This is a genomic window from Arthrobacter mobilis (assembly GCF_012395835.1).
GTDB classification, from domain to species: domain Bacteria; phylum Actinomycetota; class Actinomycetes; order Actinomycetales; family Micrococcaceae; genus Crystallibacter; species Crystallibacter mobilis.
This window is the reverse complement of the sequence record NZ_JAAZSQ010000021.1, coordinates 70,907-82,235: the sequence shown is the minus strand read 5'-3', so window position 1 is coordinate 82,235 and position 11,329 is coordinate 70,907. Positions and strand designations below refer to the sequence as shown.

Here is an 11,329-nt window from a genome sequence, read left to right as displayed (position 1 = left end):
CGCGCCCACGCCGGGTATCACCAATGTCCGTGGTCAGTACATCTAGATGCCGAATGCGGCGAGAGAGACGCGCCAATGCACCTTGGAGAGTAATGAATTTCTTTGCAGTCTCGCTGGTCGTTCCGAGGCTTACAGGGGCGACGGGATGACTGCGGATCTTCCGTTCATGCAGGACGTGGCATCCAATGTGGCTTGGTTCCAGGAGAGTCCCGCATCGCTGACTGAGGGTGTCCTGCGCCGCGCAACGGCCCATGTCGGGCGCAATCATACCCCCGCATTGCTGGCTGAACTTCTCTGGGCCGACATGCTGACGGAAGGACTGGCGACAACCTTTGTCGCTGAGGCATGGTCGGATGCTGAGTATCCGGAGATGGTGCTGGACTCGGAGACGTGGCGAGACCTGTTCGACTTGGCCGGATACACGGTGGACGGGAAGCGTTCCCGCAGGCCTGCCGGTCTGCTCAGGCTGTATCGAGGCAGTGCCGAGGAGTTCAGAGAACGGATGTCCTGGACAGATGATCTTGCGATAGCGCGCGCTTATGCCGGAGGATTTGCTCGGCGGCAGATCGGACACATCTGGACGGCCAGTGTTCCTGCGCATGCGCTGCTGGCCCGTAACACCGGTAGGGCTGAATCTGAATATGTGGTCGATACGGACATGATCGACATTGAACATTTGGAAAACGGCAGGCCCATCGGCGACACCAACCCACTACCGCCCTGTCTCGCGCCCAATATGCATGATGTGATTGCCGCACTGTCTGCGGAGACGGGCCTGCTCAAGTAATCGAAAGGCCTCTTGCTCTGCAGCTTCCCTCGTCTCCGGTGGCTATACGGCCTGCACGTCTCGGACCCTGCCCTTGATGATCTGCGAGGACGAGACTACGGCGAAATGATCCAGAACTCCGCCCCCTTGTTAGCCAATGATTGGGCAGTGCTGAAAACGGCTAGACTCCGCCGGATTAGCCGTTGCCTGTAGTTGGCAGATACTGCTGCTTTGTGGGCCTCTTGCGGACTTTTTGCACTGGCCCCCTAGGGTGTGTTGCTAAAGCTGGCGTTGAGCCACGCGAGTGATGCCGCGAGGGTGATCGCGGCGAAGTAGTTCCGGGCTGTCTTGTCGGTCCGCATCGCAATGCCTCGCCAGTGTTTGAGCCTGTTGAAGCAGCGCTCGACGACGCTGCGGCCCTTGTACGCTTCCGGGTCGAACGCCGGTGGCCGGCCGCCGCGGGAGCCCTTCCTGCGGCGGGCCGCCGCATGGTCGGCCTTCTCGGGGATGGTGGTACTGATCCCGCGGGCGGCCAGCCAGGACCGGTTCGTCTTCGAGGGGTAGCCCTTGTCCGCGAGGACCCGGTAAGGGCGCCTGCGCGGACGGCCGCGCCCGGTACGCGGGACGCGGATCTGGTCCAAAGTGGCGGCCATCATCGTGGTGTCGTTCACGTTCCCGGCCGTGAGCACACCCGCGAGCATCCTGCCTTTCCCGTCCGCGACCAGGTGCAGCTTGGTGGTCAGCCCTCCCCGGGAACGGCCGATCGCATGGTCACCGGGCTCCGGGCCCAGTTTCATGTAATTCGGCCGGGCCCCCTGTGGTGCGGGCAAGGTTCGCCCCGTGCTGGTGGACGCGCACGATCGTGGAGTCGATCGAGGCGACCCAGTCCAGCTCCCCGGCCGCGTTCGCCCGGGACTGGACATGCTCGAGGACCCGTGCCCAGGTGCCGTCCTTGGCCCAGCGGTCGAAGTTCTTGAACACCGTGTTCCAGTTCCCGAACTTCTCCGGAAGGTCCCGCCACGGGGCACCGGTGCGGAACTTCCACGCCGTGCCCTCCACGACCCGGCGCCGATCCGCCACCGGACGCCCGTTGCCCTTCCACGCCGGGAACAGGGGCCCGATCACAGCCCACACCTCATCAGAGACAAGATCGCGTTGACTCATACAACCAGCCAACCGCATCCCCGAACCAAGACGGTTTAGCAACACGCCCTAGTCGCCCTCTCGCGCCGAGCTATCGGTGTACGCTGTCCCGGTCGAGAATCCGGACACCTTCTGGCAGGCCGTTGCTGCTTCCGTCGCGCTCGCAACAGCAGTAAGCACCGGAATTGCCTGGGCTGTGGGTACTTGGGCCCGAAACAGGTCTCGTGCTGAGGCCGATTGGGTGCTCAACGTGCACGCGGACTTCATCACCCACGACGCGTACAACAGCGACGGAGCTGACGGTGACTTTGAAGTGCGAGGCACTTTCGCCAACGCCGGCGACGCAAATGCTTTCCGTCTGACCTTGGGCGTCAGCTCTGGGAAGGGCGGACTAACCATGCTAACGAACACTATCTTCGGCCCACAGTCGCATGAGTGGAGCGCCATCATGGAGCCGGGGAACTCTGGCCAAGTACCGGTTCTTCTGCGACCAGGCGCTGTATCCGCGCCGGACCTTCGCCGAGTCCACACCGCAGGTGCCGTGCCGGGCCCGCTCCACCCGCCGGCTGCGCGATGCCCTGGTCTCGGCCGTGATCAACTCCGGCCGGGCCGCCGCCGAGACGGCGGCGGCGCACGGGGTCTCATGGCGGCTGGTCCAGGACGCGCTCAACCATGCGGCCACCCTGCTGCCGGACGTGGACAGGCTCCAGCCGCGGATGCTGGGCATCGACGAACACGGTTCCGCTCGGTGCGCTTCTTCAATGACCCGCAGGCCAACCAGTGGAAACGCTACGAGCCCTGGATGACCACGATCGTGGACCTGAACACCGGCCAGGTCCTTGGGATCGTCGACGGCCGCGACAGCAGGGGCGTGGGCACCAACCGGCTCTGGCGCACCGTGAACCGCTGGTGGAAGGAGATCGAAGTCCTCATCGTCACCGGCGCCACGACCGCGAAGGTCGAGGCGAACAACACAGCCATCAAGCACATCAAAAGAACGGGACGCGGATTCGTCAACAGCTGGAACTACAGCACCCGGGTTATGCTCAGAAGCGCCGCCAAAACGACGGCCTGCTGAACATGCACCGCGGCATGGAATTCACCACGAAACGCGAAGAGCCCCTTTAGCGGTGCGTTTTGGAGCGGTTAGGAGCAGTCGCACCAATGACGACAATCAGTAAACCGACCACCAGCGATCCGGCGAAAAATCCTGTTGAGTTCAAAAAACTCTGAGGCGCTAGTGGTTTCGCTCTGGCGTTTGCTCTGGCGGCTGCGACTTCGTCGACCTGAGCTTGGTACAGAGCAACGTCATTCGCACTGGTGGCGGTGGGACTTGCCGTAGGCCAAGGGTATGAGGACGAAATGGACGCTTCTCTATCGGCATTCGAGGGTGGAGAGCCACTCGAAATAAAAGGAAGCGCGATTCCTGCCAGCCCCACGCCTAGGGCTATGACGCTAGCACGAAGCATCCAAGAGTTGCGTTGTGCCATCTTCGCAGCGATTTGGATGAAAATATTTACGCGAGCGATGGCTCGTGGTTCGAACGCACCCCCGCCCCTGGCGATAACCCAATCCTCGTCTGGCTTGGTATCCGCTGTGTCTCCTTCAGTATTTTCTTTTACCCGTGGGGTGGTGTATGCTTGGGACGCCGCGGATAAGACTACCGCCAGTCCGAGAAATACCGGAGCAAGAATTCCCCTGAGGGGGAGCTGGGTGCCTGATACCGAGAAAATCAATGCCAACACTCCGGAGTATAAGGTCGCAATGGCAGCGGACGCCTTTAGGACTATTTCTGCGGCAAATTTCCTTCGGTCTAGTGATCCTGCTGCAAGTGTATAGAGATGCTCTTGCATATAGTTTAAGCTGGTGATATTAGCGTCGAATTCCTTGAGTCGCTCTTCCTTTGCCGGATCATCTTCCTTTGGCGGCTCACTTGGCTGAGCAGGATCGGGATCCGCAGTGTTATCAGGAGGAGCTTTCTTCAGCTTGGACATTATGGCTCGCTTACACATTTGGCGGCGCCCCGTCGCCCATAAGCGAAGTCAAGGAGGTGACGGATATGATGCGCTTCCTAGAATGCGCAGCATTGCCTAGTTGACTCGAATCAACAGATCCAGCCTCTATCAAATCGCCGTTCGAAGGGTTGAAGATCATGGCTGTCTCGTTCACAACGAGACCGTAGGTCAATCCAGGGTCACGGCGTTCGGAAATGGCCCTTGCCAGTGGCTCGTAGTTGTCCTGCAGCAATTCGACAATGATCCTTCTATTGTCGTCTGTTTCGTTGAGCTCTTGGTGAACTAGTTCCCGGGAGGCTTCTTCCCCCATTAACAGCCGTAGTAACTCGCCACAGCCGACATGTGGCGGACGCGACTGAGGTTCTGCCAACCTGATTTCGGGCTCGTCAAGAGCCAGTGGCACGTCGATGATCGGACCCTCAAATGTTATTTTGCCAAGGGTGCTGACTTCAGGGTACTCGAGATGGCCAGTGATGAAGGCGATCTGGTGAATCGGTTTACGGCCGAGATCGGCATTGGCTATTTCCCATCTGCCGTTGATGAATGTGGCCTCGAGGCTGGCCGCCCACCCGGCAAGGGTATGGCCGCGGAATGAGCGATAACGGTCTTGAGGACTCGGCTTCACATGGTAGATAATGTTCTGAAATTCAGCGAGCTCAATTTCCGGAACATTTTTCCTCTCCGTGCTGCAATATTGTGGGCTCAAGGTGATCTCCTCATGTAGAATCGCCCGTAGTTGGAGCATCGTACTCTTGATGACTTTGCGTGTCGATGGGTCTCCCAAGCTATGGCTTGCCCCTTGATTAGAACTGAGACTTGGCCCATGGATACGCATCCAATGAGGCACAGAACTGGGGACTGCCCCCGGTTCAGTTGACTCCTAGCTTGTGAGGATTCTGTCCTTGCAGGAAGGATGTTCCTGTGCCCAAGCCCTATCCTGCCGAGTTCCGCCGTGATGTCGTCGCGGTCGCCCGCAAGCACGAAGCCCCGCTGGCGCAGATCGCCAAGGACTTCGGCATCTCCGAAGCGACCTTGCATAACTGGCTGAAGAAGGCCGACATCGAGGACGGCATCGTCCCGGGTGTGACGGAGAAGGAAGCGGCCGAACTGCGCGAGGCGAAGAAGCGGATCCGGCTGCTGGAGCAAGAGAACGAGATCCTGCGCTAAGGCCGCCGCGTTCTTCGCCCGGGAACTGCCCCCAAAATGAGCTTCCCGCTGGTCCTTGACCAAGACGGCCGACGGCATCCCCGTGGCGGTGACCTGCCCGGTGCTCGGGTTCTCCAGGCAGGCCTTCTACCAGTGGAAGGCCAACCCTGTCTCCAACCGTGACTGGGCCGACGCCCACCTGATCAACACGGCCCTGGACATCCACGCCGACGATCCGGCGTTCGGGTACCGGTTCATCGCCGACGAACTGCCAGCCCTCGGTATCTCCGCGGGCGAAAACCGGGTGCAGCGGCTGTGCAGCGCCCAGCGGATCTGGTCCGTCTTCGCCAAGAAGCGCGGCATCAACCGCAAGGCCGGCCCGCCGGTCCACGACGACCTCGTCGGCCGGAACTTCACCGCTGCGGCGCCGAACGAGCTGTGGCTGACCGACATCACCGAACACCGCACGGACGAGGGCAAGCTGTACCTGTGTGCGATCAAGGACGTGTTCTCCAACCGGATCGTTGGCTACTCAATCGATTCGCGGATGAAGTCCGCCCTGGCCGTGTCCGCCCTGAGGATGGCCATCAGCCGCCGGAATCCGGCTGGAACAGTGGTGCACTCGGATAGGGGATCCCAGTTCCGTTCCACCAAATTCGTGCGCACCCTGGCCAACAACGGCCTGGTTGGTTTGATGGGACGCGTCGGCGCGTGCGGAGACAACGCCGCCATGGAATCGTTCTTCTCGCTGCTGCAGAACAACGTCCTGGACACCCGTCGCTGGGCAACCCGCCAGGAACTGCGCCTGGCCATGGTGACCTGGATCGAAAGGACCTATCACCGCAGCCGGCGCCAGCGGGCCTTGGGCAAACTCACCCCGATTGAATACGAGACAATAATGAAACCCGCCGTCACCCTGGCGGCCTAAACCTGCGAGTCAAGCAAACCTTCAGCAGCCCGGGGTGCCATTGCATCCGCTTTACCTGAAACCAGGCGCAACATGCTCCACAGCACCACCACAGCACCACCACAGCCCCCACCCCTCGCGGCCCCGGACGGGACTCCGGTTTAAGGTCCGCGCCATGATCATCACGCTTCTTGTGGGTCTGGGCACAACCGCTATGCCGGCAGCATCCCCGGCGACAATCGACAGCAACCACAGGCGAGCCACCGCCGAACCGCCCTACATCCATCAAGGTATCGCCAGCAGGTACGTTTACGGGGCCGCCAACCATGAAGCGATTGGCGAGACGCACCATGTGTTTGTTTGGCTTTACCAGTGGCCCAGAGGCGCATGGCACAACGTAGCCCACAATGAGGCCAGGGGGACCAAATACAACCTCCGCACCATATCCCTGATGAACTGCCCGCCACCGTTCAAAAGTACTTACTTCTATACGTACAGCAGCGCGTGGACCTATGTAAAAGAACGCAATCAGTGGTACTACGACGGGTCCGATGCCTCACGGGCGGTCGAATTGGAGTGCTAATGTCAGCCCTCTCCATCAAGGATGTCGTAGGGATCCTGCCAGGACGACTCTTCCCGGCTTATGCGCTTCACCCATGAGGCCGGCACCCAGCGGGTATGCATCTTGAAGTCGCCGTCCTGCCATTTGAAGTGCACATGCTCCGAGGTCCAGCCAATAGCCTTACCGTCTACGGACACGTTGTTGTGCGTGATGCGCACGTAAGGTTCTCGCATGTACGGTGCCCTAGTAACCGGGTACTTCTCAAAGTCAGGATGCCAGCGAGGCGCGGCTTCGATGAGGATGCCGGCGCGGGCAGGGTCCACCTTGTTCACATGCTCATTCGGGCACTCAGCTTCGTACCAGCCAGGAAACAAGAGACCCCACTACCCGAACTAACAGCGGGAACGGAACAGTAAGGGAAGCCGGTAAGCGTGCCGCGGAGTATATCCGCCTGTGCCGTTACAGAGAGACGTGCCGGTGCAACTGTATCCTTTCACCGGAGCCGCCTGCTTTGGGGACTGCGGCGCCATAACAGGCGATGGCCTCGATCGATTCACCTTTGACTCCGGCAGCTATCCGTACGGCTACGACAAGAACGGGCCTGTCGAGGATGAGCAGCAAGCATGTTCTGGTCGAGGTCAGGCGCTGGCGTTCAGCCGGCAATACATGGCAGACCATCGCCGAGTATCTGGACAAAGCCGGATTCACGAACAGGTCAGGCAGCCAATGCATGGCAGCGAACATTGACAAGGTCGCGTCATGAGGCAGATTGCAGCCGCTGCCCTGAAACCCGGGCAGCAGCACACCTCTGCCGTTTATCCGGGCGAGCCTAAGACCGTCCTTGCCGTCGTGATCGATCCGCCGTAGCCGGCCATAGTCCACGTGATCAGGGCGAAGTATGGCACGTGCAGTTACAGCTCCGCCATGCCCGTGACGGTCACGGAAGGTGATTCCGAACGAAATCGGTGAATCGTCAAACCTGGGGCTTAGACTGGCCGGAGCGCCGAAGGAGTATTGCGATGAAATACCTCTACGTCCTTCTGACGGTGAGCATTGTCCTCTGCTGCTTCAACCTGGTCGGCGTGTCCGCCGCAATTACCGGAGGCGAGGCTGGGCTGGCGCTCCTGATGCTCCTTCTCGCCGTCGTTCTGTTCATCCTCGCGCTCGGAACCGCAAGGGTTATCGACAAGCACCAGGGGGAGGAATCGTGAAAAAGTCTCTGCTGCTCTCGGCGGCATTGGTTGTCGGGTTGACCGGATGCGGCTCAGGCAGCGCGGGCGAAGGTGCAGTACCGGCCGCGACAGAAAATCCGGCGGCAGCACCGGCAAGTTCAGCACCTGCCGCCCTGCCGGCGGCATTCGGCCCGGGTGAGTACTACTTCGAGTACAAAGGCGCGACAGGAAGAATCACCCTGCCGTCCAAACCTGATGCCGAGATCGAAGAGATCCGTGACATGGCCGGTGCTGGTCCTGTCACCTACGCCACGGTGAAGGTCGATAACCGCAAGGGCACCGAACACATCAACATGTACGAGATCAGCGTTTACTCGCCGGAGGGTGAGAAATTCACCTTCTCCGGTGCGGCTTCTGCACTGGACAACTGGGAAATCGACAGTGAGGTGGTTGGCACGGATGCGTACAACCGCAAGGTCGACGTCTACAACAAGCACATCGAAGGGGCCGATCCTCTACAGGTGCAGGATTTCGTCATGGTCGGCCAGTTTGCAGAACTGCCTAAGGAGTTCACCGGCATGAATGTCATGCCGACCGGTGGTTTCGATTCAGTCCTTGCCGTGCCTGAAGAGCTGAAGGACCAGTATGCGCAGATGACTCAGGACGTCGCACAGCACCTCGACGCCCCACCCATGGATTAGGAGCTCCCTGGCGAGTTCTCAGCGGCCCGCTGACCATACGGAAGAGCCGTAGCTGGACTATCTGCCAGCTACGGCTCTTTCTACGCCCCAAGTTGCCAGTCTTCATCGCTCGTAGGCAGGGAGTCAGTTCTCCTTGTATTCTTCAGCAATATCTCCAACCCGTACCGCTAGATCATCGGCAGTAAGTGTATCTCTGAAAGCCTCTTGGTCGCTCGCAATTAGAATTTCTTCTGTCCTCGCACTCTTGCCCATAAAAGAACTACCCCAAACAGTAGAAGTCAGAATCCCAGGTGTGCCAGGAATAGTCCTGAAAGTCTTAGCCACGCACATTCGAGGGTGTACTTCGATGACTTTCACGACCGTCTTAGTGATCGGAAGCTCACCTATTACTACGTCATCATCATCGGGGTCCGTAACCTCATAGGTTTTATCACTAAGAATACGGAAGCGCATCCCCTCCATGACTCCATGTTCCCCGCCCCTGTTTATGACAAGTTCGCGCTCATCCAAGAGGCGGGCAACTTTTCCGGTTATTTTTGCCACTGGCTTGGCCCTCCCGAGTCGACCTTATGTTCTGACTTTGATAACTCTCGCGGCGTAGTCGATTGTTTATCCACCGAATTAACTTCTTGCTGATGCATGTCTCGCCAGTTCTCGACCTCATTGACAACCAGGTCTTCGATCATGCTGACGATCACATTTAATTTTCCGACTACCGCCTGAAGTCCTGCCACTGTGTTTCTTGGCGCTTCTTGCGTTTGTTCAGCCAGTTCTACCGCCTGCCGCGCCCATTTACCCACTGTTGTAAGGCTTCTAGTAGCTGTCTTAGCTAGACCTCTGCTTGATCGCGAACTGAAGAACCCTATGACGACAGCGAGAAGTTGGAATATTCCGCTCAAGATGACTAACAAGAGGCTCTCTAGGCCTGTAGGAGGTGAGTCACTGGATGCCTTGATTCCCAGCCAGATCACCATCAGAATTGCCAACGTCGAGAGAAGCAGCACTGACCCCGTTGTTGCTTTCGCCCCCATAGGCTGCCCCCTCAGTAAGATCGTATAACCAAGGATAAGTTACCCGAGTCCCTGGACCGCAGCCTTAGACCGTCACTGTGACCGCCGTTTCCTGCGCGCACTTCTTCATGTTGAGCATTTCGCCAAGCAGGATGTATGCCGACAAAAACAGATACTCAGCCTCGGTCTTAGTCACGTCTGTATGGACTCCACTGGAGACGCGCTCGGAGATTCCCGAAATTGCCTGCTTGAGCCGCGTTTGCCGTTTGGAGCTACCCGCGTTGTCGTCGATGAACGCCTTGATTCTGTTCAGCCACTGCTCGGAGCCGAGTTTGATGGGGTTTCCTCCGCCGGGATTCGGGCGGGTTTCCTCCGTGGCAGGGAACACGAGATCAGCGAAACTGACGATCAGACGGCGCACACTGTTCATTGCCGCAGAGATGGATTCCTCGTCGCCGACCTGAAGATTGGAATACGCGGCGTCGAGCTTCCGCAGTGTGGTCTCATCGAGCCGAAGAAGTTCGGCGTCAATCTCGGCCTTGGCCTTCTCGAACATGGTGTCCTGCTTGGTGCTGAACCGAAGCGACAGATAGCTCGTAGTGACAAACGTGTGAAGTAGGCCGCTGACCTTGCTGAGGATCCGACTGTACCGTTGCATGATTCTGCCGACGTTCGTAATGATGTCTGTAACCTTGCCGACGCTCAGCAGCGCGTAATCGCCGGATACATTGGGCACCTTCAATTGCTCGAGCTGGAGTTCATGGGTTCGCATATATTGCTGGAGAACTAGCACTCCATCAAATATGTTGCTATTCGCGTCAGCGCCATGTCGTCCGGTCCTCTGGAAGTATGCGTTTGTTTTGTCGTCTCCCGTGTAGTAGCCGTTCCTCTCGCGCCTGAGCCAGTCCATGACCTGCTCGTCGTTTAGCATACGAGCCAACCTAGACGCTTTCAGGATCTGCTTGTCCAGCGTGGTCCTGTCCAGCTCAATATCGTCCAGCAGATCTTTTGTCAGGGCGAGCGCCTCGGCCTGCTCTTCGTGATTCAACGTGCCCCCAGAGAGTTCGTGTAGTCGTACCTACATTCTCTCGTGGCTCCCTGACATTCTCACATCGGCGTCAACGACTGCGGTTCCGGTAAGATGGCCAGCCAAGTTCCCCGGTCGGCTGCCTTTCCTCCCCTCCTGGGTGGAATGATTTCTTGGCCGGCGGCGGTCCCAGACGTTCGTATGCTTCCTCCGCCTGCCTAATGTTCGCCGCAGTGATCCGCCCCTGATCGCGAAGCCAGACCTTCATATGTGCGGCAAGCCAGGACCCGTAGTCGGTGAAGTCACGCCAGAATTCGGAATGTACTGTTGGCTATTGTCGGGCGGGGCTGACTTCCGCGAGCTTCCGGGTTTTCATGATTGGCTATAGTTGTCCAGGATCAGGGGTTTGCGGACGTACTGCGAACTTTTTGCGGACTGCCCGAGTAAGAGCTAGGCCACGTCCATCTCGATGACCGTCTCCTGCCCGGGCCGGGCTGGTCCCAAACCATGTGCCAGGCCGCAAGTCGACCCTGTCCGACGCCGAACTGTTGTGCCTGACCGCGGCCCAGCACCCTGCTCGGCATCACCTCCGAACGCCGGTGGATCCACTACATCCGGAAGCATCTGGCCGGCATGTTCCCGCAACTTCCCGGCCAGTCCGGCTTCAGCAAGCGGCTGCGCCGGCTGGCCGGGGTGATCGCCGCGGCCACCACCGCCCTAACCGGGGACGTGCCGTCCTGGGACGGAAGTCTGCGGTTGCTCGATTCCACCCGGGTCCCCAGCGGGGCGAGCCGGGAAACGGTCAGGCGCTCGGCCCTGGCAGGGCAGGCTGCCTGATGTGCGCTGGTGCCGGTCCTGCGGTGGGCGTGTTCGGCCAGGA

Annotated in this window: 11 protein-coding genes and 4 pseudogenes; 7 read left to right on the top strand and 8 right to left on the bottom strand. The window is 59.3% G+C overall.

Going from position 1 to position 11,329, the window contains the following annotated elements; translation table 11 throughout:
• Nucleotides 1-145: 145 nt before the first annotated feature.
• Entirely contained in the window at nt 146-787 is a 642-nt protein-coding gene (locus tag HGG74_RS17515; protein ID WP_168488440.1) for a hypothetical protein, read from the top strand.
• Between the two features lie 245 nt (nt 788-1,032).
• Here HGG74_RS17515 and HGG74_RS17510 read toward each other — a convergent pair.
• Nucleotides 1,033-1,948, bottom strand: a pseudogene (locus HGG74_RS17510) (IS5 family transposase).
• Between the two features lie 428 nt (nt 1,949-2,376).
• On the opposite strand from HGG74_RS17510, the pseudogene HGG74_RS22295 reads away from it, so the two are divergent.
• Nucleotides 2,377-2,987, top strand: a pseudogene (locus tag HGG74_RS22295) (transposase); the annotation flags it as partial.
• A gap of 46 nt (nt 2,988-3,033) precedes the next feature.
• Here the strand turns inward: HGG74_RS22295 and HGG74_RS17500 are convergent.
• Nucleotides 3,034-3,903: a hypothetical protein gene (locus HGG74_RS17500; protein ID WP_168488438.1), complete on the bottom strand. Its 870-nt coding sequence runs from the start codon at nt 3,901-3,903 to the stop codon at nt 3,034-3,036.
• A 10-nt stretch (nt 3,904-3,913) separates the two neighbouring features.
• A complete protein-coding gene (locus HGG74_RS17495) occupies nt 3,914-4,630 on the bottom strand; it encodes a hypothetical protein (protein WP_168488436.1) in 717 nt (238 codons plus the stop codon).
• A gap of 215 nt (nt 4,631-4,845) precedes the next feature.
• Between HGG74_RS17495 and HGG74_RS17490 the strand changes: the two are divergent.
• Both HGG74_RS17490 and HGG74_RS17485 read left to right on the top strand, forming a co-directional pair.
• A pseudogene (locus tag HGG74_RS17490) lies at nt 4,846-5,998 on the top strand (IS3 family transposase).
• A gap of 154 nt (nt 5,999-6,152) precedes the next feature.
• A complete protein-coding gene (locus HGG74_RS17485; protein ID WP_168488435.1) occupies nt 6,153-6,560 on the top strand; it encodes a hypothetical protein in 408 nt (135 codons plus the stop codon).
• A gap of 2 nt (nt 6,561-6,562) precedes the next feature.
• Here HGG74_RS17485 and HGG74_RS17480 read toward each other — a convergent pair whose 3' ends face one another.
• Nucleotides 6,563-6,871, bottom strand: a complete 309-nt coding sequence (locus HGG74_RS17480; protein ID WP_168488434.1) for a hypothetical protein — start codon at nt 6,869-6,871, stop codon at nt 6,563-6,565.
• Between the two features lie 127 nt (nt 6,872-6,998).
• Nucleotides 6,999-7,421, bottom strand: coding sequence for a hypothetical protein (locus tag HGG74_RS17475; protein ID WP_168488433.1), 423 nt, complete (start codon nt 7,419-7,421; stop codon nt 6,999-7,001).
• Between the two features lie 137 nt (nt 7,422-7,558).
• On the opposite strand from HGG74_RS17475, the gene HGG74_RS17470 reads away from it, so the two are divergent.
• Together HGG74_RS17470 and HGG74_RS17465 are read left to right on the top strand one after the other, a co-directional pair.
• Nucleotides 7,559-7,750 (top strand): hypothetical protein, encoded by a 192-nt coding sequence (locus HGG74_RS17470; protein ID WP_168488432.1) that lies wholly within the window; start codon nt 7,559-7,561, stop codon nt 7,748-7,750.
• On the top strand, nt 7,747-8,412 hold the full coding sequence (locus tag HGG74_RS17465; protein ID WP_168488323.1) for a hypothetical protein: 666 nt from the start codon (nt 7,747-7,749) through the stop codon (nt 8,410-8,412). The genes HGG74_RS17470 and HGG74_RS17465 overlap by 4 nt, the downstream gene beginning before the upstream one ends.
• A gap of 123 nt (nt 8,413-8,535) precedes the next feature.
• On the opposite strand, the gene HGG74_RS17460 is transcribed toward HGG74_RS17465, so the two are convergent.
• The 3 genes from HGG74_RS17460 to HGG74_RS17450 form a co-directional block, all read right to left on the bottom strand.
• Entirely contained in the window at nt 8,536-8,955 is a 420-nt protein-coding gene (locus HGG74_RS17460) for a hypothetical protein (RefSeq protein ID WP_168488431.1), read from the bottom strand.
• Nucleotides 8,943-9,212: a hypothetical protein gene (locus HGG74_RS17455; protein ID WP_168488430.1), complete on the bottom strand. Its 270-nt coding sequence runs from the start codon at nt 9,210-9,212 to the stop codon at nt 8,943-8,945. Before HGG74_RS17455 ends, HGG74_RS17460 begins: the two co-directional genes overlap by 13 nt.
• Before the next feature lie 295 nt (nt 9,213-9,507).
• Nucleotides 9,508-10,470, bottom strand: a complete 963-nt coding sequence (locus HGG74_RS17450) for an AbiTii domain-containing protein (RefSeq protein ID WP_168488429.1) — start codon at nt 10,468-10,470, stop codon at nt 9,508-9,510.
• 459 nt (nt 10,471-10,929) lie between these two features.
• On the opposite strand from HGG74_RS17450, the pseudogene HGG74_RS22290 reads away from it, so the two are divergent.
• A pseudogene (locus HGG74_RS22290) lies at nt 10,930-11,280 on the top strand (IS982 family transposase); the annotation flags it as partial.
• Nucleotides 11,281-11,329: the final 49 nt, after the last annotated feature.

What these genes read in the sequence shown, in the direction of transcription:
- HGG74_RS17515 (WP_168488440.1), top strand. Translation starts at nt 146, where the DNA reads ATGACTGCGGATCTTCCGTTCATGCAGGACGTGGCATCCAATGTGGCT.
- HGG74_RS17500 (WP_168488438.1), bottom strand. Translation starts at nt 3,903, where the DNA reads ATGTCCAAGCTGAAGAAAGCTCCTCCTGATAACACTGCGGATCCCGAT.
- HGG74_RS17485 (WP_168488435.1), top strand. Translation starts at nt 6,153, where the DNA reads ATGATCATCACGCTTCTTGTGGGTCTGGGCACAACCGCTATGCCGGCA.
- HGG74_RS17470 (WP_168488432.1), top strand. Translation starts at nt 7,559, where the DNA reads ATGAAATACCTCTACGTCCTTCTGACGGTGAGCATTGTCCTCTGCTGC.